The following is a 24397-nucleotide window of genomic DNA, read 5'->3' on the forward strand; positions in this document are numbered from 1 at the left end:
CTGCTAAACTTGGCTTTTTCATGGAGGAAAATCGATGCCAAATTCAGACCTACTTCCATCGTTGCTTTTCAAGATCAATCAAAACCAGCTCGCCCTTGAGGCCGCTATCATGGAGTTGGCCAATTGGGTCGACCAGCGTGGATCTTCGGATGTCGCCGATAACGTCCGTGGTGCTCTAGACACAATCAGCAAGAATGAGCAGTTCATCAACCTGAGCCTTGCGGTGCTCATGGCACCTGAGTGATCTGCCAATAGTACGGTTGGGCTTTCAGCAAGCTGACCTCCGAAAAGGCCGCGCCACTCACGTCGACGGGCAGCCATCGGCCGATTCTGTTGAAAAAGTCGATCCTTCCAGACCGCCCACGGACTGACTGCTGAAAACGCCTTTTTTGCGCACAGCTACGCGAAATCTGAGCCCGGAATGCTCTGCTCAAAGTAAGGATTTCAATCTCAAGCGCGTACTTTTCTGCCGTGGAAATTATGGCCGACTTTTTCAACAGAATCGGCCAGAAGCGGTCTCTCGACAACCGCACACACAGCGTCAAGAATGAGCAGGGCTTTCAGCGCCCAACGTCCTTCACAGCGTTAAATTTGCGCATATTTATTGGCTTACGGCCATTAACTATAATAAATATTTCCAATGATTCTAAAGTGTCAGTATAGGCGAGCTAATATTAAGTCAACACGACTTCAAATAATTATTAATCGTCCTAGGCAAAGTCACTATTAGAAGGCTGGTGATAAATTCTAATATTCTGATGAATATATTGGAATCGGGCACTGATGCGGACGCAATTAATGCCTCCGTGTTATTCTCTTCACAAAATAATACTTTGTAACGTTTTTTTATCGAACATGAAGACCAAGAAAGTTCCACTGTTTTCCAAATGCATGGAGGATCTTTCAATCATGTACGAAAGGACTATGACCAAGCTGGGCGCCCTTGCCGTTACCGCATTTTTCCTCGGCGCAGGCAGCTGCGTCGCCGGGGATGATGTAGAAAACAGGCTCAGGGCTGTCGTGGACGCGGCTATCCGGCCGGTGATGCAAAAGTATGCCATTCCTGGCATGGCGGTGGCGGTAACACTCCATGGGAAGCAGTATTACTTTAACTACGGCGTCATTTCCATGGAAGAAGGGAAGCCGAAGGTTACCGAGAAGACGATTTTCGAGATCGGCTCAATTAGTAAAATCTTCACGGCGACCCTCGCATCCTACGCGCAGGAAATCGGAAAGCTCTCCCTGTCTGATCCCGCAAGCCAATACCTGCCTTCGCTGCGTGGCAGCAGTTTCGACAACATTAGCCTGCTCGATCTTGGAACCTACACGCCCGGTGGTCTGCCGCTGCAGTTTCCGGGCGATGTGGACAGTCACGAAAAGATGATCGGTTATTACAAAAACTGGCAACCGAACTATGCCGCCGGAACAATGAGGCTCTACTCGAACCCGAGCATCGGTCTGCTCGGCCTTCTGACCGCCGAGAGCATGGGGGAGCCTTTCGAAGATCTACTGGAAAAGAAGCTGTTTCCCATGCTCGGCCTGAAGCAAAGTTACGTCAGAGTCCCTCAAGCGCAAATGAGTCATTACGCGTACGGCTATAGCCCAGAGGGAGTACCGTCCAGGATGGTGCCGGGTGTTCTATATGCCGAAGGTTATGGCGTGACATCCAGCTCAGCGGACATGATTCGTTTCGTCGAGGCAAACATGCAGGAGGTGGATCTGGATGAGGCTCTGCAACGTGCCATCACTGCAACGCATACAGGCTACTACAAGGTCGCAGAAATGACGCAGGGCTTGGGATGGGAGTTCTACCCATATCCAATAGAGCTCGACCGCTTGCTCGCAGGCAACTCGTACCCGATGATCCTTGAGCCCCATGAAATTACCCGGCTCAACCCTCCGCTGCCACCGCAGGGAAACGTGCTCATCAACAAGCCAGGCAGGACGGACGGTTTCGGCGCTTACGTGGCCTTTGTTCCAGCCAAGAGCATGGGCATCGTGACGCTGGCGAACAAGGACTATCCCCTCCCTGCGAAGGTGGAAGCCGCCCATGAAATATTGACGGCCCTGGACACTCGGACTGGGTCGAGTGCACGTCATTGAGCGCTTGAAACTCTACGCACCTTAGCGAGGTAGCCTGGATAAGTCTGCAATGAAAAAAATAATCCTCAGCGCACGCTTCATCGCATCCAGAACATCGTTGATGCTGATGATTCTCGGCTTGCTGACTGCATGCGCCGGTAACACTACGTCGTCCAATGTCATTGCACCGGGCGAGGAAAAGACAACCACGACCCGCACACTGGATGCGGGCGCCGCCCTACTCCAGTCACGCCCACCCATCGATGCACTCAATGCCTACCTGGATGGATTCCATTTCTACAATGGCCACCCTGAGGTTCAAATGGAAGCTCACCACTATTGCTCCATCCTGAATGAAGAAGTAATCCAATGCGTGATCTACGATGGCAATCGAAAGGACGCGAAGCTCATGGGGGTGGAATACATCATCAGTGAACAGCTGTTTGCCAAACTGCCCGACGCTGAAAAAGCGCTGTGGCACAGTCATGTTCATGAGGTGAAGTCCGGCCAATTGGTTGCCCCCGGCATTCCGGACATTGCAGAACATGCGCTTATGGAAAAGCTCATCCATACCTATGGCAAGACCTGGCATACGTGGCACACCGATCTCAACAAAGATCTACCGCTGGGGGTTCCGCAACTGATGATGGGATTCACCGCTGATGGCCAGATCGAGCAGCGACTGGTGACCGATCGGGACAGAAGACTTGGCGTCGATAGCACCCAGAAAAAGAAAGCTCGGGCCGACATCCCTGCACCAGCTATTGACCCAGGTGCTGACGCCTGGCGCAGTGGAAAGGTCATCCAAATCGAAGATCCGACCGGCCGTCCGCATCAGCATTGAATCATCAGGATGACTGGCTAGCCTTTGGATTTTCGTGGGTCAGCACTACGAGGAAAAGTTCTTTCTTCCTGAATAGTCCCGTCCTCTTTGTGAATCTTCAGCGACGCAGTTTTGCCCTGAAGGAACTCACCCGCCAGCGCGGTGATTTCAGCCTTGGTCGAGGCCGTCTTCGACGCCCTTTGCGCGCCTTCCTTTGTCAGTGCCCAGAGCTTGTCGGTCTTGGTGATGTGATAGTTGTCCATCCGATCTCCCAGCGCGCTGCGCGCATTTGCAATGTGTTGATCGGTTGACCTCAACGCTATCAGCGAGTTTGAAAAGCCACACTCAAATACCTGAAGGGACGCCTATCTGCCTTTCAGTCATCTCGATGGAACAATGAAGACAGCCCATCCTCTATCTCAACACCAGCGAACCCGAGGATGTCACCATGATCGACTCATTGACCGGTATGAAGCCTGGCGAGCGTTACGCCGTCGAAAGCCTGGAACGCACACGAAATTTTCCGGGATTCTTCCTCGACGGAAAATATTATCTGGGCCCCGAATTAATGACTGCCGTCGGGTGGCTGGAAGGTCAGCGATTTTTGTACGACGAACATGATCCTGTAGGCGAACCGGTATTTCCAGATCGAGTCGCCGGTACCATTGAAGACCTGACATTGACCTTGATCGATGGCGCACGTTTGAAGCTGAACAAGATGCGATACAACGCCCAAGTGGATTTACCCTCATCAGAGGTTAGAGACCGTCCTGAGGTGTACCGCAGAGACCCGACAAGCGCCCTCTACAACAAACTGGTGGTCATCACCGGGGCATCAAGCGGCATAGGTCGCGCAGCAGCTCATGCATTCGCCAGTAAGGGCGCCCGCCTGGTACTGGGGGCACGTGACGAAGCCGCGCTCGCTGAAGTCGTCGAAGAATGTGCCGCGCGCGGTGCCACAGCCTTGGCAGTCTGCACAGATGTCACTCACAGCGAACAGATGCGGGATCTGGCGGATCAAGCTGCCGCGTTTGGCGATGGACGCATCGACATCTGGATTAACAATGCGGGCGTCGGAGCGGTTGGCAGGTTCGAGGAAACACCGCTTGAAGCACACGAGCAAGTGCTGCAAACGGATCTGATCGGATACCTGCGCGGCGCCTATGTGGCATGGCCTTACTTCAAGGCGCAAAAACGCGGCACGTTGATCAACACCTGTCGCTAGGGAGCTGGGTCGCACAACCCTATGCCGCTGCTTACTCTGCCAGTAAATACGGTTTGCGCGATTTGAGTGAAGCGTTGCGCGGGGAGCTGATCGGCTACCCCGATATCCATGTGTGCGACATCTATCCGGCTGTCATGGACACACCGGGATTTCGTGATGCAGGTAACTTCACCGGTCATGCGCTCAAGCCACCGCCGCCCCTTTATGATCCGCATCTCGTCGCCCAAGCGATGGTTGCCTGTGCGTTACGTCCAAGACCCAGCACCACGGTGGGAGGTGCGGCCACGATGGCCCGTCTGGCACATTTCCTGGTTCCGGGGTTCAGGCTCGTGTCAGGATGGCTGACTCGCTTGGGTGTAGAACATGGCCCACAGTCTGAATCGTCATCAGGGAATCTGTTTGCGCCGCCAGGAGGTAATCGCCGTATTGAAGGTGGCTGGCGTACAACCGGGCACAGACCATCGATTCTGGTGCCTGCAGGCGTGGCATTGTTGTTTGGCGGATGCGTCTACAAGCTTAAAGGACGGCGAGACCGTTCCCGATAGCAACTTCAATTACTCGATTGGTGGAGTTTGCTGTTGCATTGCTGAACACAAAGGGCCCTCTCGGGCCCTTTGTACTCAAACCAAAATCATTTGGTCAGCCAGGCCGCGAAGGTATCGGAGCCGCGTCCGGCTTACCAGACACTTTGCTACGGCGCCCTCTTCCATGGAGAAATCACGATGTCGAACGCAGACCTACTCCCTTCCCTGCTCTTCAAGATCAATCAAAACCAGCTCGCACTTGAGGCTGCCATTATGGAGCTGACACTCTGGGTCGAGCAGCGTGGATCAGCAGAGGTCGCTGGTAATGTTCGTGGTGCTTTGGACACAATCAGCAAGAACGAAGAGTTCATCAACCTAACGCTCGCCGTGCTTATGGCCCCCGAGTGAGTAGCTCACGAGCTTGGTAGACTAGCCGGGCCCAGTTGGCCCGAAAGAGCGACTAGCCGCCCTCCTCTTATGCAGCCTGGCGACGCATGGTCAGGATGGCTGCTCCGAAGCAGATGAACGTCGACCCCACCACCCGGCTGACCCACCGGGACAGGTCGGGCCGGGTCAGTACGCCCTTGGCTCGAGAGGCAAGCGCCGCATACAGGCTCAGCGACGCCACCGACAACGCCATGAAGATCGAGGTGAGGATCAGAAACTGCGGCAGCAACGTCGCGCTCTGGTCGATGAATTGCGGGAACAGCGCAGTGAAGAACATCGTTGCCTTAGGGTTGGTCACCGCCGTCAGGAAAGCAGACTTGTACAGTTTTAAGCGAGTAGGCCTGCTCTTCTTTGAGCTATCCTGCATACCGGGCTCTTTTTGAACAACTGCCTTACCCCCAAGTAAACCAGATAGCCCGCACCGATGATCTTTACCGCATTAAACAGCCATTCAGAGCTGGCAAGCAACGCCCCCAACCCCAGCATGGCTGCGGCAGATAGGCAGAACAGGCCACAAGCATTACCAAGGGACGACCACACTGCGCTGCGTTGCCCATGGGCCAGGCTGTTGTTGATTGCCATCAAGGTGGCAGGCCCTGGACTAGCAATGGCAATTGCAGCAACCAGTGTAAAGGCAAGAACCGAGTGAAACTCCATTTTCAATGCTCATAGTGGGTGTTGTTGCATGGTACAGGAGGTGATGAGCCTGTAAGCCAACTTCATCCGGCGGACATGGCACTTTTCATCTTTGTATTGCGGATGCAACTACCTGAATTGCAGGCTCAGAAACGTTGTTGTTCACTGTTGGCCGAGGCGGCCATGCCTTCAGATCAAGATCAAGATCCTTGAACAGGCTTGAGTCGAAGATCGGAGTCTTGATGCCTGCTTTGCGTTGCTGATCATAATCGCTCAGCAAGCGCATGCCGACCTTGAACAACAGCGCGAGGGCGATCAGATTCACGAGGGCCAGCAACGTCATGGTGATATCGGCAAAGGCGAAAACCGTGTCCAGATTCTGGACAGCCCCCCAGAGGATCAGCAACAAGACTAAACCACGATAGACAATGACGGCACTGCGCTTGTCACCGAGCAAAAAGCGCAAATTGTTCTCACCCAGATAGTAGTTGTATAGGATCGAAGTGAAGACAAACAGAGCCAACGCCACACTGATGAAAGTACGTCCCCAGTCTCCAACCACTGCTGCCAGTGCATTCTGTGTGAGTACCAAGCCATCACCTTCGAAACCGGGCGTGTAAAATCCCGACAGCAGAATCAGCAGCGCTGTGCAGGTACAGATCACAAAGGTGTCAAGGAAAACACTGAAAGCTTGAACTACCCCTTGAGCAGCCGGGTGGTCGACTTTCGCCACTGCGGCTACGTTCGGAGCACTGCCCAGTCCTGCCTCGTTGGCAAACACGCCACGCTTGACGCCCATGACAATGGCACTGCCGACTAGGCCGGCGAATGCCTGATCCAGACCGAAGGCGCTTTTAAAGATGGTCATCAACATGCCAGGGACATGATCAAATTGAAGCACAATCACATATACGGTAACGCCAATGTAGGCCAAGGTCTTTACTGGCACCAACAAGTCAGAAACGGCAGCGATACGTTTGATTCCGCCGATGAAAACCAAGCCAAGTAATACAGCAATCACCACACCTGAGTAGGTAGTAGAGAAACCGAACGCATTATTCAGCGAGTGAGTCACTGCATGAGATTGCAGCCCATTGAATGCAAAACCGAAGGTTACCAGTAGCAACAAGGCCATGATTTTTCCAAGCCAGGCTTGTTTCAATCCGTACTGGATGTAATACGACGGCCCACCGCGAAACTGCCCCTTGGAATCGCACCGTTTGTACAGTTGCCCCAAACTACATTCAAAGAAGCTGGTGGACATACCCACCAGCGCGGTCACCCACATCCAGAACACCGCACCAGGCCCGCCCAGCGTCACCGCCAATCCGACACCGGCTATATTTCCCGCGCCCACGCGACCCGCCAGGCTGAGCATTAACGCTTGGAATGAGCTGATCTGGCCCGCACTCTTCTGAACGCTATCGCGAAAAACACTGAACATATGTAGGAAATGGCGGAACTGCACAAAGCGCGAACGGATGGTGAAGTAGCCACCTAGGCCCACGATGAGCACGATCAGGAGCTTTCCAGAAAGAAAGCTGTTAATGACTTCAAGCATGATTTGAACCTCTTGTTGTTATAGATTTCAAGCGTGCACGCACCCTTACAAGCCACTGCAAGGGGCACGTGAAATAGCTGAACTTGCTTTTTGAATCGCAACCGCCAAGCCTGTCAGGCTCCCGCGAAGTATCAGGGAGCGCTCAAGACGACCAGACTTATCCGGATTGGCTGCTGATCAGGAAATCAGCGATTTGGCTCCACATCGCGATCGGGTTGGAATACATAGGAAAGTGTCCGCAGGCGGGAATTTGGGCCAGGCGTACCCCCTGAGCCTGGATATGCGGAAGATAGGACAGTGACGCGTTCTGCTCGCCGTACATGAACATTCTCGGGCACTTCAATCCAAGAAATTTACCCATCAGATCGGCGTTGTCGGACAGATCGACCATCGACTCGAAAATCCCTCGTACTGCCCCAGCACGCACCTTGTGTCTCAAGCTCGCTGAATACAATGCGCTGGCGTATGCCGGGGCGTGCCTGGCACGTTCGATGAAGGCCGCGAAAAATGCCTCGGGATCATTACTCGGATAGTCGACGATCTGACGGCTGAGGAAGCAGTCTTCCGGAGCAATATTGCCCTCTATATCGACAAAACTAATTATCCGCTCCGGGAACTGATGGGCCAGCATCAGAGCAGTCAACCCGCCCATGGAGTGACCGACCAGATGGAAGCGCTCGACTTCGAAATGCTCCAGCACCTGTAGTGCTACCTGCATCAAAAATGGGATGGAAACCTTGGAAAGGTCACTGCACTGGCTTTCCCCGCATCCGGGGGCGTCGTAGGCGATGAAAGGATGACCGACGAACTCCGCTTGCAGCGCGATATCGGCATAGTCCTCTTTGGTCGAACCAAAACCATGCAGGAATACAATCGGTGCCAAATCGCCATTCCTGTGAATGGCGGCGACGTTCAGCTGGACACCCTCTACCGTCAGAGGGAGTTGCGTGTGAGTGAACGTTTCTGATGAGGACACGTTAATAGCTCCTTGAACGAAAAGGATTGCCGCCACATGAGAGTCGCTGGCAGTCAGATATGCAATTTCAAGGGATTCGTGCGTTCTGTAAAATCCTGATTGTGGAAGGCTTTGATACGCTAAACCTATCACTAAACTTTCGCGTTCCCAATCTACTCACGCCTTCGCCCGAAAACGCGCAACGACTTCTTCTACTAGCGGATTGGGCCGATCTGCATTCCAGGCAACCGCCGTGGTTACGACATTTAGCTTCTGGCTCAAAGCTCGAAATACGACATTGTTGGGTGCCAGTTTTTTTAGTGAGGCTGGTACCAATGCGATGCCTTGGCCATAGCTTACAAAGGCAATCTGCGAAGCGACTGAACGCACTTCATGCAACACGCGAGGGGAAAAACCGCTCGCTCGGCAGGTGGCGATCAGATTGTCGAAATACACTGGGCTGACCTTTCGGGCAAACATCACCAAAGGTTCGTTGGACAAACTGGATAGGCTGATTCGCGTGCGTGAAGCTAAGGCATGATCGCTCGGTAAGGCCACCACCAGGCGATCTTCCAGAAGCGGCAGTGAATCGACCGACCCGCCGAGATCACCGTCCAGTCGGGCGAATGCCAGGTCGATATCTCCGGCTTCAAGTGCTGGAACAGCCTCGACGCTGTCGATTTCCCGCACGGATACCGTCAAGTGCGGGTAATCGTTTTTCAATTGCTCGATCAGGCCCGGTAAAACGTCGAACATCGCTGTGGATATTGCGCCAATAGTCAACATCCCCGACTGGCCCGCCACTGCTTCTTCCACCGCCAACTCCAATCGTTCGAGTTGCTCAGCGAATTTGCGCACTGCAGGCAAAATTGCCGCACCCACGGGAGTTAGTTTCGCTCCACGTCGAGATCGCTCGAACAGCGTGACCTTCAGCGCTTGCTCCAGCACCTGAATCTGTTCGCTCAAGGGGGGTTGAGACATGCCTAGGCGCTTGGCAGCACGCCCAAAGTTCTGCTCTTCGGCAACGGCAAGGAACAGCCAGAGATGACGGATCAGACGGAAATTGATCATGATTAATCCATAGGTTTAACGTATCTGATACTTCTGTAATTAGTAATATACCTATCAAATTGTCTAACTGACACTGGAAGCCTCCGCCACTAAAGGGGCTCCCCCATGACCAATAATAGTTTGCTGGATCGCTTGGCAACGCTAGATACCAATACGGTATCCGACGCGCTCGACTTCCTCGGCCTGCCGGGTGCCACTGTCGGGCTGCGTCCGCTGTGGAACTGCCCGAAGATCGTCGGTCGCGCCAGTACCGTTCTGCTCGCACCTAAATCTAACAACGCCCCCACTGTGCACCTGATTACCCCCGTGGTTGAACAGATCGACACCGACGATCGTGTTCTGGTGATTGCTGGTGGTATCGAAGGCATCTCCTGTTGGGGCGACATTCTCGCCAACGCGTCGGCATGCAAACAGGTACGCGGCACGGTCATCGACGGTTTCAGTCGTGACATCGAAGGCAGCGAATCGATTGGCTACCCGGTTTTTGGCCGTGGGGTCACCATGATCAGCGCGCGCAACCGAGTGGTTCAGATTGACTCCGCCGTGACGATCAACGTCGCCGGCGTCAAGGTCAGTGAAGACGACTACGTCATCGCCGATCAATGCGGAACCGTGTTCGTGCCCCAAGCTTACATCGAGAAGGTTGTAGATCTTGGCGAGCGTATTGCCCGCCGCCAGGACGGCATGGTTGAAGCTGTTCGCAGCGGACGCTCAGTGGCCGAAGTCATGCATGACACCCAGTTCGAAGCTATTCACGTGGAGCGCTCCCGATGAACATCGATGATCAAGAACTGATTGCCCTGTTCGAGGGGCTCGACACTCCTGGGGTCTCTGATGCTATGGACAAGCTTGGCCTGCTGGGTCAATGCCTCGGTATAGCGCCGCTCGACAACTACCGCAAGGTCATCGTCGGCCCAGCGTTCACCGTGCAGTACGTCTCGGCGAGCGTGCCACCCGGCACCGTAGGAGACTTCATCGAAGACGTAGCCGTGGGCGATGTGGTGGTTATCGACAATGGCGGCCGCACTGACTGCACGGTCTGGGGCGACATCATGACCCAGTACGCCGGTAGCCGAAAAATCGCCGCCACGGTCATCGATGGTGTGTGCCGTGACGTTAACAAAGCTCTGGGCGACGGCTATCCGATTTTTAGCAAGGGCCGTTTCATGCGTACAGGTAAAGACCGAGTACAGGTTCAGTCGGTCAACCAGCCGGTGTCGATTGGCACTGTACGGGTCTGCGCCCGAGACATTGTTGTTGCTGACGCCAATGGCGTGGTGATAGTGCCGCGCGACCGGGCCGCTGAAGTGGCCGCCTGTGCCCGCCAAATCGAAGCTGTTGAAGCCGACATTCGCACGATGATTGGTCAAGGAAAAACCCTTAAAGATGCCCGCGACGCACTGGGCTACCACGGCCTGCAGAGGAAAATCTGATGACTACGCTCACCCTCCCCTTGAATTTCCACGAACGGGCAAAAGTGTTGGGCAGCTCAACACTGTATGAAGCCTCACATCTCCCATGCGCGGTGGACAGTGCAATTCGCCCAGTCTGGGACGGTGCTTTTATCGCCGCACCGGCCTACCCGCTGGAGTGTTCACCAGGTGACAATCTCTCTTTGCACCTGGCGATGGAGCGCGTACCTCGTGGCAGCGTGCTGGTCGTCGGCACCGGTAATTTTATTGCCGGCTACTGGGGCGAAGTGCTCACCGTGGCAGCCGAGGCAGCTGGAGTGGTCGGTTTGATAATTGATGGTGGCGTTCGTGATATTGCGGCCTTGAAAAAGCGACAGTTTCCCGTGTTCGCCCGAGGTATTTCACTCAAAGGCACCGTCAAGGCGAGCGCTCCATCTGTCGGACAAGCTTTCAATTTCGCCGGAGCCGTGGTGGCTCCGGGCGATCTGGTGGTAGCTGACGATGATGGCGTCATCATCATTCCCATTGCGGATGCGCCCCGTACCTTTGCTGAAGGGGAAGCCCGAGCTAGCAAGGAAGCCGAGATGATGCAGGCATTGACCGAAGGCCGATCGACTCTTGAACTGATGAACCTGACTGAGTGGAGAAACCGCGCATGACCGCCGATATCCAGCGGCTCAATCAGCGACTGGCGGATGCACAACCTTCCGCAACATACAGAATCATCGATCGGGTGGCTGAGCGCCGGGCGCAAGGTGCAAAAATCATTTCACTCTGCGCCGGCGAGCCTGACTTTGATACACCTAAACATGTGCGTGAAGCGGCGATTCAAGCTATTGAAAACGGCCATACTCGCTACACTCAAGTCGCCGGCGCGCGTTCACTGCGAGAAGCGGTAGCCGCTAAATTCCGTCGCGAGAACGGCCTGGATGTCACTTGGCAAGACACCCTCGTCTGTAACGGTGGCAAGCAGGTGATCTATAACGCCTTGGCCGCGACCCTCAACGAAGGTGACCAGGTCATCGTGCCGGCACCGTACTGGGTCAGCTACCCGGAAATGGTTCAACTGTGCGGCGGTGAAGCGCGGATCGTGACGTGCGATGCTGGCACTGGCTTTAAATTGACACCCGCAGCACTGGCCGAGGCGATCAACCCGCAGACCCGATGGCTGATCCTCAATTCGCCGTCTAACCCGACAGGCGCGGTGTACTTCCGGGATGAGTTGCACGCCCTGGCCGAGATCTTGTTGGCACATCCCCACGTGCTGATTCTGGCTGATGACATCTACGAACATCTGATCTTCGATGATCAAGTGTTCCTGACCCTGGCTCAAGTTGAACCGAGACTGGCGCCGCGAACCTTGACCATGAACGGTGTTTCCAAGGCGTATGCCATGACCGGCTGGCGCATCGGCTTTGCGACAGGGCCGCGCTGGCTGTTGGAAGCGATGGAAAAACTGCAGGGGCAACAAACCTCTGGCGCCAGCTCAATCTCACAGCAGGCCGCACTTGCCGCGCTGGAAGGGCCAAAGGATTTCATCCTGGAAAGCCGTGCTGTTTTCCAAAAACGTCGCGATTTGATGGTGGCGCTATTGAACGACACGCCGGGCCTTGAATGCGTCAGTCCAGCAGGTGCGTTTTACGCGTTTGCTTCCTGTGCAGGGCTCATCGGACGAACATCACCATCTGGTCGCGTGTTGCAAACCGATGAGGATGTTGCCCACGCGTTGCTCGATGAAGCGAATGTAGCCGTGGTGCAGGGCAGCGCCTTTGGGCTTGGCCCCTACATACGCATTGCCTACGCCCTGGATGACGCTTCATTGCGCCAGGCTTGTGAGGCCATCCGTGCGTTCTGCACTTCCCTTCGCTAATCCGTTAATGAATGAAGGAACGAAACCTTACCGAGGTCGGGTTTCGTTTTGCCTATGGTCAGGTGTCGACGAAAATCCAAATAACTTTTGATTCTGAATCTCTGGCCCAAGCGGCGGGGTATAGTAAAGCAGGCAACTGCAAGTAATTGCAGGCGTGTATTGAGGAATCTACGGAGTGTCCGGCTCATTACAGTGCCATGCTTAGCCGGGCTTCACGGGCTCGAAGGAGCGATAGCAACAATCACCTAAACTGCCTTCCCGGAGTGAAGTGTGCGATGAAGCTAAGTCAGGACTACCCTCTCCAGTCGGTGAATTAGATCAAGGACAGCGCTAGCTCTAACCCTTGTCCCTAAAAAACTTAACGTCGCGTTCCAGATCGGCTGACCACTACAGCCTATTGAATCTCACGCAATAACGCCCTGCCCCAATCCGGCAATCAAATCAAACACGGCCTTCGTTTCCACCCTCGTCCTCATCATATCCAGGGGACGCTTCGACCAAGCCCACGAACGTGCGTGCTCATCAATTCCGTTGCAGCGGCAACGTCGTTTTCAAACAGGAAAAGGGCCTGTTCAAACACAGCTATCAATGCGACGAGGTGGTCGCGTTCTACGGTGTTAAAACGCCCTGCTTTCGCCCTACGCGTCAACGTTGTGGGCGGCACACAAATAGCCTCGAAGATATCCGCTCGCTGCATTTGGAGAACGCTCGCTATCCGCCCGAGGAATTCGAAAGGTAGGCCTTCGCGAACTAGGTCATGAAGCCTGATGCCACGTGAAGGCAGCCCAATGGTCATCCAAATACTCGGTGGGGTCTGGGGCCCTGGTTGGTATTCCTTGATCGATGGCATCACTTTCACCTCCTTCTGAAAAACCTACAACTAAGCCGGGCCAGCTGGCCCGAACCAGCGACTTCAACATTGCCCTCTCCATCGGCAGCCATGGAGTGATGCGTAGCTTACTGCTCTACAGTTTTTCCCCTCCGCACCAATGCTGCATCGCGTGGATGGCTCGGTGTAACCTGAACAGACTCCAAGTAAGGTTTCCCCTGCCATGAGCATTGAAGCAAACTTTCATCATCTCCAATCTATCCAAAACCTCCTCGCTCCATACCGCTACCTCTATTGTGTAGACCTGGAGGCACCTGTGATGAGCTGTAGGATTCGGAACCGCTAAGGTTGCTAGCAGTCACCCCTGATCAGATGGAAACGATCGAAATTGGCTTGGTGGTGATCGATTTGGAAACGCTTGAGATCATCGATGAATTCCAGCGCTTCGTTCGGCCTCAGATCAATCCTACACTTTCCGATTTCTGCACGAAGCTTACGTCCATTCAACAAGCAAACGTGGACGGTGCCCGCACTTATCGAGAGGTTGGCGAAGAGCTACGACCGTTCGCTACGCGTTATCCAAATGCAGCCTGGATGTCATGGGGTGACTATGATGCAAGACAGCTTGAGCGTGATGCTGGCTTAGCTGGGTGCCCTTCCCTCCTCGATGGCTTGCCACATTTCAATGCCAGGAAATGGCATGCAGGCTTGTATGACAATCGACCGAAATCACTTAAGCAAACAGTAGAGTCGATGGATATAGTTTGGCAAGGTACTTATCACCGAGGGATAGACGATGCCAGGAACGTTGCATCCATCATCAAGGAGATGCTCGGTTGATTAGGTGAGCCGGGGCCATTGGCCCGAATTAGCGATCCCTCCATTTACGTCACCCCGCAGCATAGCTATGGGCAAGCGATGACTCGAAACCGAAATGAATTGAACACAACCTCCCCTCTCACCGCCCACGAGGTCTGCCTGGTACTGATGGACGTCGCGCTCGGCAAACGCATCATGATTCGAAGCTCCATCCAATCATGGAATGAGATCTATCACGGCCTCATGCCTGTGGAGATTGATGGCTGGCAGCTCACACTCTTCAACGACTGTGACACCCTGGACTACTACAAATACTCCAGGTCACCTGATGGTATCTGCTCGACGGCCTGCGTATCGAGACGCATCAACCTGGACGCATTGATTGTGGCGGGTCAGCAGATTTGTACGGTACTGGGGCGTCCGACCCGTTCGCGCGTGGCGAAGGCTAGCAGCGCACAGTGAGGCCTGCGGGTGTTACCGCGTTGCCGAAAACGTGGGCAAAAGCGTGTAACACGGAAACAAGTTGTCAGGCTTTGGCCGACTGGAAAACCCTACAATTCATCAATTCATCAATTCATCAATTCATCAATTCATTGATTCATTGATTTTAAAGGATTTTAAAGGATTTTAAAGAATTTTAAAGGATTTTAAAAAGTTGGCACGGAGCCTGCTTTCTCTATTGCATAACAAGAACAAATAAAGCGGCAAACCTAATAAAAACAAGACGTAACGACTCTGACATAACAAAAACAACACGGCAGAGACGCAGCGAACAGATTTTTTTGGAGAAGATGTGCTTTACAGGGTGCTTTTCGGAGTAACCCACAGCCGGGCAGAGAATAATAAAACTACCCTCAGGTAGCTCCCGAACTGGTTGGATCGCTTAGCGAAAAAGCAGATCAGCGCTCAAAAAAATACGTTTGCTCTTGATCCCGGATGGGGATCGACAAAAACAGTGGTAAAGGGAAACGGTTTCCAAAAACAAAAACAGACCGACCCTCAAAAATAAAAAAGAGCACGCGCAACGACAAATTAAAGGGGAGCCTCGGCTCCCCTTTGTGCTGTCTGGCATTTGTGTTTTCCACCGACTAACCCTGTATTCCACCCCCTATCCCTGTGGGAGCGAGCCTGCTCGCGAAAGCGGTAGCACATACCCCTGTCGCACCTTCGTCACATCCCCCAAGCACAATGAAGCCAGTCAAACGGATTCGGCTACGTGCATCAAGAGCCGGGCCACCGGGCCGGGCTTTTTATTTCCGGTTTGCATTCCGGAAGGCGCCATCTACGCTAAATTCAGCTGAAGGATCAGCGCCCAGTGTGAAAAAGCAGCCCGCCCCGTGCGGGCTTTTTTCGTCCTGATTCTGCGCTCCCCCGACTAACTACCCCGAATGTAATGGTCAACTAATTCCGGACAGCTCGAGAGGTATTGTCGACGCCCACTTCGTTCGAAGGCACCAGAAGGCTCCGAAATTTCTCCGCCGCCACTGCTGTTTTGTCAAGCGCCTTCGCCCCATCTCAGGCGTTCACGACTTCACACCTCCGAGAGCGTAGGCATTTGATATGAGCGCAGCGGTATCGAGCTCAGATAGCGCGCCCATTCCTCGAAATTTCGACAATTGGTGGAGGATTGCCGCTAGCGCCTCGCTCTCATTCTCTGCAAAACGTCTGCATAGTATCGTGATCAAGTGGATGGCCTGTTCGCTATCTGTAATCGCGCGTGGATCAAAACGTTCCGCGATGCTACAAGCCAGTAATCCATATCCAGGGTGTTCCTTGCAAAGCGTCACTAAGCTGTCGAACTGACCAGCATGCGCCGCACCGACACGGCCCTCTGCCATTTTCTTATCCGACGTCGCCATATCCATCCGTGCGTCTGCTCTATTGATTAAAGGCTTTGAAGTACCGGTTTGTAGAATAGCGTCTGGAGAAGGTTGGTGCAGCAATCGGGCGGCGTCATGGCGCGACCTTTGATTTGGCGATTCGTGCACGCCTTCAAACCCTCCACACAAGTGCCAACCGGAGGGCGGTGAGCCATGTCGCATTACCTCCCAGCGCTCAGCATCGTTCCCAATAGTTGACTACGATTGTGCGCGGATGCCCGACAGAGGCAGCCAGAAACAAGCCATTCGCCGTTGCAAGTCCCGTACGGATACGCGCCTCTTCACCGATGAAATCCCGGTGGAACTTTCAAGCGCGGCCGACCCCATACAAAAGGCCCTCAAAATGATCGGATGAGCAGCTCTGCGCATTGCGGCACAGCTCCGCAGTGGCAATTGACAGGAGATCCAAATGCTTCTGCTCACGGACATGCAGCGCGCGTACCTCAGGAAAATACGAGCCCTCAGCGAAGACCATCAGGGCAACGAAGTCTTTGCTGGCCTGACGCTCGAGGAATCCATGCGATTTTTTGAGCGAGTCGCTCTTGGGGCAGGAGCATCGGACGCAGGAAGACGTCGATGAGTATCTCTCCCTTGTCCAAAAGCACGAAAATACCCGGGCTCAACTTCTAAGCGCAGAGGTAGAGGCTCAGCAGAACAGATCGGAGCGCCATTAAGTTTGACGGCTCAATATTTGAGATCCAGCACTCAGCGGAAGATCGGCCTCGTCCAAGTCGATCCCGTACGGCGTATTTTTTTCCTACAGCAGCACCGCCTGCCCGATACTCCGTTACACAAATAATTCACATAGGCAGGTCATCATCGTCAGGGCGATCACCACATGGTGCGTTTTTGACATTCGATGTCTCCTTCGCGACCTGCCAGCAGCGCAATTTCAGCTACGATTGCTGGTAGAAGAAAGGGGGCACTGACCCTATGACTTCCAACAGAGCAATACTGCCTAAGGGCCTGAGCTCTATTTCAGTGATCAGCTCGTCGCGAGAGCCGATTTGCCCAACGACATCGCCATAGGAAGGTTTGCTGGCAAGCATTGCCGCGAAATATTCTAGCGGTGTGGTGACGTTTCTGACCCGAGCCGGCCTGCCAACGCGACATAGCAGGTAGAGCCAAAAAAAAATAAAAACAGATTAATCAAAAGGGTTCTGTAATGAACGACACGCGGAAGTCTCATCAACCCATAGCCTGTCTCAACCTAGCTCTTGAGCGTAACAGCCAGCTTTTCAGCGAAGCGCAAAGCTTGAGCTGCGCCGCGCTTGATATTCTTGATCGGCCCTACCTGGATACGAGCGCTTTCAGCCAGTACCAGGAAAAGCGACGGCATGCCGACCTTAAATATGATCACGCCATCGAGCACCTGCGATCGCTCATGACGCAATACCACCCTCCCCGGCGCACCCAACATTTCCGATAACACACGGCTGTCAATCTCGCTTGGGCAATTATGGGCGGTTGATTGAATAGGGAGAGGGCTAGCCATGTATAAATTGAGTACAGGTTATGCCAGCGTGGCACTGAATACGCTTGCGGCGCAGGAACTGGATGTCGATCATCTTTGCCACGAGGCTGGGCTTGATATAGCGCGCGAAGCTTTACCGGGATCATTCGTTGAGCGAAGCACTATTTACCGCCTGTGGGATATGGCGGCTCAGGCTTCCAGCGATCCAAACATTGGCCTGAAGGCCTATGAGACCTTCCATCCGGGCGCTTTTCAGATCATCGGCTATACCATGATGTCCAGCGCGAACTTGCGGAAGGCGCTCGAACGTCTAGTGCATTTTAGCCCGTTGATCGGCACTGGTTTCACCCTCTTCATTGTCCAGGAACAGCAACACTACCGCCTCACTGCGCTCGATCATCATCAGAGCGGTTCGATCAAGCCCCGGCAATACACCGATGCCAGCCTCGCAACGCTGCTGAGTTTTTGTCGCTGGCTGAGCGGTAGCAACTCGCCGCAACCGCTGAGTGTGGAATTTAGCTATCCCCAACCGGAAGACATCCACGAGCATCTACGGTTGTTTGGCTGCGAGCTGCGTTTCGGGGCGTCTCATGACAGCATCCTGTTTGATAGCGAGGAGTTGCTGCGACCATTGCGGATGGCCAACGAGGCGTTGGCCCAGATTCATGAAAGCTACGCCAACGCTCAGCTTGAACTGTTGACTGACTCCACCATGGTCTGCAGGATTCGTGCGCTGATCACCGAACGCTTGAGTCAGCCGCAACGGCGGGGCCGATGTGATATGGAATCGATTGCGGCGGCCTTGCACCTAAGCAAACGAACATTGCAACGGACGTTGGAGAAGGCAGGCACGCAGTTTAAGGATGTTCTGAACTATGTACGTCAGCAATTGGCCGACTTTTATCTGCGTCATTCACATTTCACAATGCAGCAAGTGACTTACCTGTTGGGCTTTCACGACCACAGCAGTTTTCACAAGGCTTGCCTGCGCTGGTTCGGCATGACGCCCGGTCAGTATCGAGCCTGTCAAGCATCGCTCGAGGCCAAGGAAAACAAGATTCTTATAGCCCATTAAGGGAGGTGTTATGCCGTGAGGTGAGCGCCTCGGTGCTCATCTTGGTTTACGCCAGGCGAAGTCAATCCCAGGCCACTCTTTGTATTATTCACATCTGGATTTCGTACACATGCGTGTAGGCGCTGCGTCTGCGCGCATATCCAATCGAGTACATGCCTCAGACCGTGTCTACCAATCTCAGCTTAATCGTGACAACGATCACCAGGAATTTGATGAGGTACTTGCTTCTTTTAAACCAGGATAATCATCGAGCCCCGTCCCAGCGTCAACGTTCGTCTGTTCGGGAACGGGACTATGAAACACCCCGGCTTCAGCATCAGCACGCATCTGTTCTAGTTCTTTGATGAAGGCCTTGTCTTGAACCGTGGGCTTCGAGATGTATCGCTTACGCTCAGGTTCGCGTTGAGCGGCATACGTCGTTAACGCATCAGGATCGTGCTGCAGCTTTTCATTTACTTGAGATTCCAGCATCGCACGAAGCGAATCTTTATCTGGGCGATTTAGCAATTTATTACTCCAGTGCCAATAAATCAGAGGCAATAGGTTATGTCATTTGCCGGTTGATGAAATCAAAATTTTAGTTTGCTTCAGTGAGTGCGCCAGAGATCGGTAGCTCCCACCCACGGGATCGAAGTCTCACACAGAATTTCGCCCGCTCGCAGAATTTATCAGATTGGGCGCCAATCGACCGAGTTGCGTCTCCCGTTCTGAATGGACGATTTGAAGCCTTACCCTGTTGTGCCGCTGGCACTCATATTCGGCCTCTGCCCGGGTCTGATAGGTGGTCTGCAACCGCAGCTTTTTCTCGTTGTCGTAGAGGTTAAAACCTACGGTCGCGTTTTTACAGTAAGAGCGCGATCCGTTGCGCATGGATTCCGTATCCGTGGGTAACGCAGGAACAACACCGAATCTGAAAGCCATCTCACATCCTCTTCGAGTTCACCGTCGAGCCACTCTAACTACTAACTATTAGCGGCTACGGGCCGCTAGAGCAAGGAACGTTTCTGCGAATCCGATGAATAGCTAGAGCTAGCGCAATAGCCCTCGAAGGTACATGAGCGCGCTATCGCATAGGCAGAACAACTTTCTAAATTATCCTTGCTAGTTCCGCTCATCGCATATGCGCGCTTTCCCTGATGTCCCTGCCGTTGCCACCTTTTCTTTCGGAAACCTCGGCGCTGCATGGGCGAGTTTTACGCTCCATCATTCGGGCGGCCATCCAGGTAAGCTTGTCTGATCGTTGCGGGTGGTGACGTCCAATTCCGCAAGCATCAGTCTAAAAGCCCTCATGCGTGTCGAGCAAAGCTTCCGCTGAACAGTTAGATCTTCACGCATTGCAGAAACCTCCAGAGCATAGGCGTGGGCTAATTCACGCTCCTTTCTGCACTGGTACGCAATCGAACCCCTGGACGACGTGGAGGATTGGCCATCCGCTGATGGAAGTGGATCGCTGGTAGTCATGATGATTCCAGTATGGGATGGCTGGTATCTAACCAGACATAAATCCGTAGAACGATTCTCAACTCTAATGACAGGCGGTCACGGTCATCTCAGAATCAGTCATCTGGGGTGGCATGCTGGGCAACAGCAACGACGCACCCTCTCCTCAACCGTAACCAGCCAACCGTTGACTTGAGACATCAAAACGAATTGTTTTCAGGGTCGGGCATCTCGAAATTGGGCATAGACTCAGAGTCTTACTTTACAAATGTCGGCACGTTGGGCCCGGCTAAGGAATCGATGAGTGAACGTCAACTGGGAAGGGATATTGCCGATTCAAGGAGAGATTATCGTCATCGAAGACGACCCGACGTTGCGTTCGCTGATGGTGGATATCGTGGTGGAGATAGGCGCAAAAGCAGTAGCGTTCGACTCTGCTGATGACGCGTTAACCTATCTGCTGGAAGGGCATGATCAGTGCCGGCTGGTGATAGCAGACCAAAGTGTTCCGGGGCAAATCCAAGGTATCGAATTCATCGAGATGGTAAGGGGTCGATGGCCGTACATCGGTGCAATTCTGACGTCAGGGTATCTGATAGATCCCACAACAGTACCTCCATCAACCATCTATCTACACAAGCCCTGGTCACTGGACGACCTGGTCATCGCTGTGGCGTCCCTCCTGCAGCCTGATCATCCCATCCGGAAAATTTGAATCGACGTAGCCTGCGGGTTCTGATGCTGCAACTCAACCATTCACCGTCGCGCTCATGCACAGAGCGTTTTGACGAGCCGCCATTTCAATTCTGAGTTCGCTGATCAAATTAGAGATCACCCGACTGGATGTGAGCTCCGATGCCAAAACCCCGGGGACAAACAGTTCGACACGGCCCGAGGAAGGCTCAATCATCTTGATCACAAGCGCCCCTTTGGGGTTCACGCTGCAGGTGCAGGAGCGAGGTAATAAACCGCTCTCAATGATATGTCGAAGCTCAAGAGCGGAAATCATATGGTTCCATCGAATGGGAAATTTGAACTCAGTCTTGTCTAAGAACCCAGTAGTCAAGGAGCGCGACGGAGTAAATTCACGACCAATAGTTTCTCCTCCACAGACCTTGTGCCTACGCGGCTGACCCATCATTTCTAATACTGCTAGGCTTGCATTTTTCATGGAGAAACCACGATGCCAAATTCAGATTTGCTCCCTTCCCTGCTGTTTAAAATCAATCAAAACCAATTGGCTCTTGAGGCTGCCATTTTGGAATTGACGCTGTGGGTTGAGCAGCGTGGCTCCGCTGAAGTTGCCGGCAATGTACGCGGCGCTCTGGATACGATTAGCAAAAATGAGGAGTTCATCAATTTGAGTCTTGCAGTGCTGATGGCCCCTGAATGACCTCGCCAAAATGCTATTAGCGGCGTCGTTCAGGCTATACAGCGCCAAGGAACTCATGAGTTTTGAGACGAGTTGCCGAGGTTATCTATCGTCATCGTGGCCGAAGAGTTTGGGATCAAGCACCAATTCAGTCGGACGCATTCGCAGGCGTCCCCGGCAGCGCCCAGAGCCGTCGCTTGTACAGCCATCTGGCGTAGTAGAAGGATCCTTTCTTCCACCCCCCTTAATGTGTCCCACAGTCCGGAAATGGAGGAAAGTAAAGCAAGCTGAGCAGCCGCAACGAGCGACTGAGGACAAGCTGTTCAAGATCTGGTGGAACCCACCTGGCCGGCGCATGCCTAATCGTTGAATCTAAAAAGTAGAGAGATAGTCACATGCATATTTCAGAGGCGTACCAGGTCATGGAAGCTCTATCTACCAATGATGCGAACCTTAAAATTCACGAGGGGTGGAAGCTCCTCAGCGTAGTGGTGACTACTCACCCAAATGGGCAGCTTCATCCGTGCTACATACTTGGCAAGTCGAAAGATGTGCATGACGAACCGCCATCAGATTAATTTTCGACAGGCACGGTGAGCAATTTTTTGAAACCCTAAAGCTCGCGCCTCAAGCGAGCTTTTTCGCGGATCAACATCTATGCATCCCTTCGTATCCCTGACGATTCTGTTCAGCGAATGAGACTCACGGCAATGGCACGGATGGGTCGTTGATTGGCGAGCTTATGGCCAACACATTCGAATACCCTAAGACGCGAACGCCAGCCATTGCCATGCAATAGACCGTCTGCCCTTTGTGTTGAACTCAAATGTCATGCGTTTCGTCTAGCGCATAAGGGCAGAAACCTAGGCCCACATTCGGTACGTTGCAAGGAAATCGCCATGACGACTATCACCGCACGCTTGAATTACATGCGTGACACTCTCCTGGGCCCTATCGCGAAAAGCGTTGAATGCAATGTCGTCATTACGCCTATCACGCCGGGGGCATTTCAGGTGCAGGTGCTATCCCCGGTGCCAGATGACTTACACAAGGCACATTCCCTGACCATTTTCATTTCTTCAGCAAAGCACTTAACCGGCACGGTCGCTCACACGCGCCCCTTGGAAAATGGTGATTTGGAATTGCAGATCGACGTATGACAATCCATCTCTATGCTGATGGCTATTTCCGAGCGAAATGCCAACATCACCGCAAGACTTCACCCCGCTTACGCTTTCGTTCAGTATCTACGATGTGAACGCTACGGATCGAGTCCCCACATTCATGGCTGGCCGCAATCGGTAGCAGCCCGTTGTCACAGATAGCAATTGACCCAACGCGGCCCATATCGATTCAGTATTTAAAATCGAGGCGCGCGCATAGAGCCACGAGGCTCTGAGTCAAGCAGCATTGACTGCGCCGGATCGGGTGTATTTGAGGTAATGCTTGGATGGGTGGACTTTGCCTCCTGTCTGGAAGCCATTTTTCTAACCTCGTTGATATCGACAGGACTCAGCGTTGTGTAAGCGCCCCCGACGCGGAAAGTTGCGGGGATGCCCTCCTTATAAAACTCAAGGCGTTTTTCGTTGCCTACTGCGAACCATCCATCAGCGCGCAAGGCCTTTTCTAGTGCCTCGCGCTCTTTCGGTTGAAATTCCAAGCGAATGGATCGGTAGGTAAGTTTCTCCAGTGCCACACCCGCGATCTTGGCGCCTCCCATAGGATCTGCTTCGCTGGAAAAGTTATCTGTGACATCCAGTGTTATTTCCGCGCTACTGGCCGTTGCGCCAAAAATGTCCATTGGCTTGCTGCGCGTGCACGACAAGTAGTTAAAGAAATCAACGCACTCTGTAAATCCCTGTGCTTTCCCCAGCGTTTGGGTGCCGGGGACAAAGAGCCCCGAAATCTGGACGGTGGTCAGGCGTTCAGCAGATTGGGCAGTACCTGCTACCAGTAGGAGAAAGATCGCTGCAAGCTTGTTCATAACACGGCTCCCGCACATTTGTTGAGTTTGAAATGAGTCATGGATCGCCTGCCCCAATCTCTAGTGCTCTACTCGCCTTACCGTGCTGGTAATTTCCTCACGAGGGGATGTTAGCTGTTGAAGTTATCTACCGTGATTACGTGACACATTTGTTCAGAATCCTCACCGCCACTACGCAGTACCGATCCGTCTGTTAGCACCCGCGCTGCGCACGATTACTTTGAGGAACTCGATGGAAGGCCCTGGCCGAAGTACTACCGAAGCATGTATCACTGACTGATCCTCAAGCCCGCTGGACAGCTGCTTCGGGAGGCCCAGCGTTCTTCGTCTATTCCGCGAATTATCTAATCGATAGCGAACACGACGTCATCGTGGATGTGGAACCCCCCCGTTCATCGAACGGCCAAGATAGTGTGCCAAGACCATGATCGACCAGGGAGAGAGCAATTCAACTTCAAGCCGGAGCGCTATATCGGCGATACCGCTTACGGTACCGCTCCGATGCTGGTGGATGGGGGAGGTAAAAGACATCGAACCGCGTGTGCCTGTGTGGGACAAACCGAGCGCAACAACGACAGATTAGCGATCAACGATTTTCGCTGGATACAAAAGGCTGAGGAATTGCTGCCCGACCGGCAACGCATTGCGCAGCGAATGGCGAGCCTCCAAGAAAGAGCATTTGCATGTCACCACGTCAACGCGATCACCTCCTGAGCCACTCTGGCCGCCGCTATGCAGAACCTGAGACGACCAAATTCACACCTGCCGCCGCCGTGGGATAGGTTCTCCAGACAGAAAACGGACAGTAGCCAACCTTTACAAATCTTGAGCTACAATTTGAAGCCATGATGGTGGCATTTTGATTCGTTTTTCATCGGCTTTAGCTCGACGGATATTCGGGCATGGAGCCACAAAAAA

At 53.4% G+C, this 24397-nt stretch carries 26 protein-coding genes and 5 pseudogenes; 20 read left to right on the plus strand and 11 right to left on the minus strand.

The annotated features are described in order from the left end of the window. The first annotated feature begins 34 nt into the window (after positions 1 to 34). The 3 genes from PMA3_RS26075 to PMA3_RS26090 all read left to right on the plus strand — a co-directional run bounded on the left by PMA3_RS26075 (position 35) and on the right by PMA3_RS26090 (position 2926). Complete coding sequence (locus PMA3_RS26075; protein ID WP_064679877.1) at positions 35 to 244, plus strand: hypothetical protein; 210 nt, start codon at positions 35 to 37, stop codon at positions 242 to 244. Positions 245 to 909: 665 nt separating this feature from the next. Next, positions 910 to 2103 (plus strand): class C beta-lactamase, encoded by a 1194-nt coding sequence (gene ampC, locus PMA3_RS26085; protein ID WP_064680807.1) that lies wholly within the window; start codon positions 910 to 912, stop codon positions 2101 to 2103. A 100-nt stretch (positions 2104 to 2203) separates the two neighbouring features. Beyond that, entirely contained in the window at positions 2204 to 2926 is a 723-nt protein-coding gene (locus tag PMA3_RS26090; RefSeq protein ID WP_064680808.1) for an OBAP family protein, read from the plus strand. Positions 2927 to 2943: 17 nt separating this feature from the next. Here the strand turns inward: PMA3_RS26090 and PMA3_RS26095 are convergent, their stop codons facing one another. Continuing rightward, a complete protein-coding gene (locus tag PMA3_RS26095) occupies positions 2944 to 3168 on the minus strand; it encodes a DUF2188 domain-containing protein (protein WP_064679878.1) in 225 nt (74 codons plus the stop codon). Between the two features lie 185 nt (positions 3169 to 3353). Between PMA3_RS26095 and PMA3_RS33750 the strand changes: the two genes are divergently transcribed. From PMA3_RS33750 to PMA3_RS26105, 3 genes are all read left to right on the plus strand, one after another. Then, entirely contained in the window at positions 3354 to 4130 is a 777-nt protein-coding gene (locus PMA3_RS33750) for an SDR family NAD(P)-dependent oxidoreductase (protein WP_420848545.1), read from the plus strand. Between the two features lie 62 nt (positions 4131 to 4192). Continuing rightward, positions 4193 to 4675 (plus strand): hypothetical protein, encoded by a 483-nt coding sequence (locus PMA3_RS33755; RefSeq protein WP_420848546.1) that lies wholly within the window; start codon positions 4193 to 4195, stop codon positions 4673 to 4675. 177 nt (positions 4676 to 4852) lie between these two features. Next, a complete protein-coding gene (locus PMA3_RS26105) occupies positions 4853 to 5062 on the plus strand; it encodes a hypothetical protein (RefSeq protein WP_064679879.1) in 210 nt (69 codons plus the stop codon). Positions 5063 to 5129: 67 nt separating this feature from the next. On the opposite strand, the pseudogene PMA3_RS26110 reads toward PMA3_RS26105, so the two are convergent. The 4 genes and pseudogenes from PMA3_RS26110 to PMA3_RS26125 form a co-directional block, all read right to left on the minus strand. Continuing rightward, positions 5130 to 5758 (minus strand): annotated as a pseudogene (locus PMA3_RS26110) (LysE family translocator). Between the two features lie 85 nt (positions 5759 to 5843). Next, on the minus strand, positions 5844 to 7298 hold the full coding sequence (locus PMA3_RS26115; protein ID WP_064679880.1) for an alanine/glycine:cation symporter family protein: 1455 nt from the start codon (positions 7296 to 7298) through the stop codon (positions 5844 to 5846). A 157-nt stretch (positions 7299 to 7455) separates the two neighbouring features. Next, positions 7456 to 8274, minus strand: a complete 819-nt coding sequence (locus tag PMA3_RS26120; protein WP_064679881.1) for an alpha/beta fold hydrolase — start codon at positions 8272 to 8274, stop codon at positions 7456 to 7458. Between the two features lie 156 nt (positions 8275 to 8430). Then, on the minus strand, positions 8431 to 9324 hold the full coding sequence (locus tag PMA3_RS26125) for a LysR family transcriptional regulator (RefSeq protein ID WP_064679882.1): 894 nt from the start codon (positions 9322 to 9324) through the stop codon (positions 8431 to 8433). Between the two features lie 105 nt (positions 9325 to 9429). On the opposite strand from PMA3_RS26125, the gene PMA3_RS26130 reads away from it, so the two are divergent. The 5 genes and pseudogenes from PMA3_RS26130 to PMA3_RS33335 all read left to right on the plus strand — a co-directional run. After that, positions 9430 to 10098 carry an RraA family protein gene (locus PMA3_RS26130; RefSeq protein ID WP_064679883.1) on the plus strand — a complete coding sequence of 223 codons (669 nt, stop codon included), beginning with the start codon at positions 9430 to 9432 and terminating at the stop codon, positions 10096 to 10098. Next, positions 10095 to 10757, plus strand: coding sequence for an RraA family protein (locus PMA3_RS26135; protein ID WP_064679884.1), 663 nt, complete (start codon positions 10095 to 10097; stop codon positions 10755 to 10757). Before PMA3_RS26130 ends, PMA3_RS26135 begins: the two co-directional genes overlap by 4 nt. Next, complete coding sequence (locus PMA3_RS26140; RefSeq protein WP_064679885.1) at positions 10757 to 11395, plus strand: RraA family protein; 639 nt, start codon at positions 10757 to 10759, stop codon at positions 11393 to 11395. The genes PMA3_RS26135 and PMA3_RS26140 overlap by 1 nt, the downstream gene beginning before the upstream one ends. Beyond that, positions 11392 to 12606, plus strand: a complete 1215-nt coding sequence (locus PMA3_RS26145; protein ID WP_064679886.1) for a pyridoxal phosphate-dependent aminotransferase — start codon at positions 11392 to 11394, stop codon at positions 12604 to 12606. The genes PMA3_RS26140 and PMA3_RS26145 overlap by 4 nt, the downstream gene beginning before the upstream one ends. A 53-nt stretch (positions 12607 to 12659) precedes the next feature. Next, positions 12660 to 12752 (plus strand): annotated as a pseudogene (locus PMA3_RS33335) (endonuclease); the annotation flags it as partial. A 329-nt stretch (positions 12753 to 13081) separates the two neighbouring features. Here PMA3_RS33335 and PMA3_RS26150 read toward each other — a convergent pair. After that, positions 13082 to 13456, minus strand: coding sequence for an antitoxin Xre-like helix-turn-helix domain-containing protein (locus PMA3_RS26150; protein WP_420848547.1), 375 nt, complete (start codon positions 13454 to 13456; stop codon positions 13082 to 13084). Between the two features lie 351 nt (positions 13457 to 13807). Between PMA3_RS26150 and PMA3_RS26155 the strand changes: the two genes are divergently transcribed. The 3 genes and pseudogenes from PMA3_RS26155 to PMA3_RS32200 all read left to right on the plus strand — a co-directional run. Next, a complete protein-coding gene (locus PMA3_RS26155) occupies positions 13808 to 14275 on the plus strand; it encodes a 3'-5' exonuclease (protein WP_237140666.1) in 468 nt (155 codons plus the stop codon). A gap of 174 nt (positions 14276 to 14449) precedes the next feature. Beyond that, a pseudogene (locus PMA3_RS33760) lies at positions 14450 to 14527 on the plus strand (DUF7693 family protein); the annotation flags it as partial. A 59-nt stretch (positions 14528 to 14586) separates the two neighbouring features. Then, positions 14587 to 14716 (plus strand): annotated as a pseudogene (locus tag PMA3_RS32200) (hydroxymethylglutaryl-CoA lyase); the annotation flags it as partial. 1061 nt (positions 14717 to 15777) lie between these two features. On the opposite strand, the gene PMA3_RS26165 reads toward PMA3_RS32200, so the two are convergent. Beyond that, entirely contained in the window at positions 15778 to 16119 is a 342-nt protein-coding gene (locus tag PMA3_RS26165) for a hypothetical protein (protein WP_064679887.1), read from the minus strand. Positions 16120 to 16543: 424 nt separating this feature from the next. On the opposite strand from PMA3_RS26165, the gene PMA3_RS32735 reads away from it, so the two are divergent. Beyond that, positions 16544 to 16714: a hypothetical protein gene (locus PMA3_RS32735; RefSeq protein ID WP_161491159.1), complete on the plus strand. Its 171-nt coding sequence runs from the start codon at positions 16544 to 16546 to the stop codon at positions 16712 to 16714. Positions 16715 to 17344: 630 nt separating this feature from the next. On the opposite strand, the gene PMA3_RS32585 is transcribed toward PMA3_RS32735, so the two are convergent. Beyond that, positions 17345 to 17527, minus strand: a complete 183-nt coding sequence (locus PMA3_RS32585; RefSeq protein ID WP_152032288.1) for a hypothetical protein — start codon at positions 17525 to 17527, stop codon at positions 17345 to 17347. A gap of 100 nt (positions 17528 to 17627) precedes the next feature. Between PMA3_RS32585 and PMA3_RS26170 the strand changes: the two genes are divergently transcribed. Further along, positions 17628 to 18683: an AraC family transcriptional regulator gene (locus tag PMA3_RS26170; RefSeq protein ID WP_064679888.1), complete on the plus strand. Its 1056-nt coding sequence runs from the start codon at positions 17628 to 17630 to the stop codon at positions 18681 to 18683. 198 nt (positions 18684 to 18881) lie between these two features. Here the strand turns inward: PMA3_RS26170 and PMA3_RS26175 are convergent, their stop codons facing one another. Beyond that, entirely contained in the window at positions 18882 to 19223 is a 342-nt protein-coding gene (locus PMA3_RS26175; RefSeq protein ID WP_237140667.1) for a hypothetical protein, read from the minus strand. A gap of 1204 nt (positions 19224 to 20427) precedes the next feature. Here PMA3_RS26175 and PMA3_RS26180 point away from each other — a divergent pair. After that, a complete protein-coding gene (locus PMA3_RS26180) occupies positions 20428 to 20838 on the plus strand; it encodes a response regulator (protein ID WP_064679890.1) in 411 nt (136 codons plus the stop codon). A gap of 33 nt (positions 20839 to 20871) precedes the next feature. On the opposite strand, the gene PMA3_RS33765 is transcribed toward PMA3_RS26180, so the two are convergent. Next, positions 20872 to 21294 (minus strand): DUF1652 domain-containing protein, encoded by a 423-nt coding sequence (locus PMA3_RS33765; RefSeq protein ID WP_420848548.1) that lies wholly within the window; start codon positions 21292 to 21294, stop codon positions 20872 to 20874. A 12-nt stretch (positions 21295 to 21306) separates the two neighbouring features. Here PMA3_RS33765 and PMA3_RS26190 point away from each other — a divergent pair, with 12 nt between their 5' ends. Together PMA3_RS26190 and PMA3_RS26195 are read left to right on the plus strand one after the other, a co-directional pair. Further along, entirely contained in the window at positions 21307 to 21516 is a 210-nt protein-coding gene (locus PMA3_RS26190; RefSeq protein ID WP_064679892.1) for a hypothetical protein, read from the plus strand. An 878-nt stretch (positions 21517 to 22394) separates the two neighbouring features. Beyond that, entirely contained in the window at positions 22395 to 22655 is a 261-nt protein-coding gene (locus tag PMA3_RS26195) for a hypothetical protein (RefSeq protein ID WP_064679893.1), read from the plus strand. 200 nt (positions 22656 to 22855) lie between these two features. Here PMA3_RS26195 and PMA3_RS26200 read toward each other — a convergent pair whose 3' ends face one another. After that, a complete protein-coding gene (locus PMA3_RS26200; RefSeq protein WP_064679894.1) occupies positions 22856 to 23479 on the minus strand; it encodes a hypothetical protein in 624 nt (207 codons plus the stop codon). A 183-nt stretch (positions 23480 to 23662) separates the two neighbouring features. Here PMA3_RS26200 and PMA3_RS33340 point away from each other — a divergent pair. Next, a pseudogene (locus tag PMA3_RS33340) lies at positions 23663 to 24170 on the plus strand (IS5/IS1182 family transposase); the annotation flags it as partial. Positions 24171 to 24397: the final 227 nt, after the last annotated feature.

Origin of the sequence: Pseudomonas silesiensis (genome assembly GCF_001661075.1) — a bacterium.
In the GTDB taxonomy this organism is placed as follows: Bacteria; Pseudomonadota; Gammaproteobacteria; order Pseudomonadales; family Pseudomonadaceae; genus Aquipseudomonas; species Aquipseudomonas silesiensis.

Coding starts and splice junctions, on each gene's coding strand:
- PMA3_RS26075 (WP_064679877.1), top strand. CDS start 35: ATGCCAAATTCAGACCTACTTCCATCGTTGCTTTTCAAGATCAATCAA.
- ampC (WP_064680807.1), top strand. CDS start 910: ATGTACGAAAGGACTATGACCAAGCTGGGCGCCCTTGCCGTTACCGCA.
- PMA3_RS26090 (WP_064680808.1), top strand. CDS start 2,204: ATGCTGATGATTCTCGGCTTGCTGACTGCATGCGCCGGTAACACTACG.
- PMA3_RS26095 (WP_064679878.1), bottom strand. CDS start 3,168: ATGGACAACTATCACATCACCAAGACCGACAAGCTCTGGGCACTGACA.
- PMA3_RS33750 (WP_420848545.1), top strand. CDS start 3,354: ATGATCGACTCATTGACCGGTATGAAGCCTGGCGAGCGTTACGCCGTC.
- PMA3_RS26105 (WP_064679879.1), top strand. CDS start 4,853: ATGTCGAACGCAGACCTACTCCCTTCCCTGCTCTTCAAGATCAATCAA.
- PMA3_RS26115 (WP_064679880.1), bottom strand. CDS start 7,298: ATGCTTGAAGTCATTAACAGCTTTCTTTCTGGAAAGCTCCTGATCGTG.
- PMA3_RS26125 (WP_064679882.1), bottom strand. CDS start 9,324: ATGATCAATTTCCGTCTGATCCGTCATCTCTGGCTGTTCCTTGCCGTT.
- PMA3_RS26130 (WP_064679883.1), top strand. CDS start 9,430: ATGACCAATAATAGTTTGCTGGATCGCTTGGCAACGCTAGATACCAAT.
- PMA3_RS26135 (WP_064679884.1), top strand. CDS start 10,095: ATGAACATCGATGATCAAGAACTGATTGCCCTGTTCGAGGGGCTCGAC.
- PMA3_RS26140 (WP_064679885.1), top strand. CDS start 10,757: ATGACTACGCTCACCCTCCCCTTGAATTTCCACGAACGGGCAAAAGTG.
- PMA3_RS26145 (WP_064679886.1), top strand. CDS start 11,392: ATGACCGCCGATATCCAGCGGCTCAATCAGCGACTGGCGGATGCACAA.
- PMA3_RS26150 (WP_420848547.1), bottom strand. CDS start 13,456: ATGCCATCGATCAAGGAATACCAACCAGGGCCCCAGACCCCACCGAGT.
- PMA3_RS26155 (WP_237140666.1), top strand. CDS start 13,808: ATGGAAACGATCGAAATTGGCTTGGTGGTGATCGATTTGGAAACGCTT.
- PMA3_RS26165 (WP_064679887.1), bottom strand. CDS start 16,119: ATGGATATGGCGACGTCGGATAAGAAAATGGCAGAGGGCCGTGTCGGT.
- PMA3_RS32735 (WP_161491159.1), top strand. CDS start 16,544: ATGCTTCTGCTCACGGACATGCAGCGCGCGTACCTCAGGAAAATACGA.
- PMA3_RS26170 (WP_064679888.1), top strand. CDS start 17,628: ATGTATAAATTGAGTACAGGTTATGCCAGCGTGGCACTGAATACGCTT.
- PMA3_RS33765 (WP_420848548.1), bottom strand. CDS start 21,294: ATGAAAAATGCAAGCCTAGCAGTATTAGAAATGATGGGTCAGCCGCGT.
- PMA3_RS26190 (WP_064679892.1), top strand. CDS start 21,307: ATGCCAAATTCAGATTTGCTCCCTTCCCTGCTGTTTAAAATCAATCAA.
- PMA3_RS26195 (WP_064679893.1), top strand. CDS start 22,395: ATGACGACTATCACCGCACGCTTGAATTACATGCGTGACACTCTCCTG.
- PMA3_RS26200 (WP_064679894.1), bottom strand. CDS start 23,479: ATGAACAAGCTTGCAGCGATCTTTCTCCTACTGGTAGCAGGTACTGCC.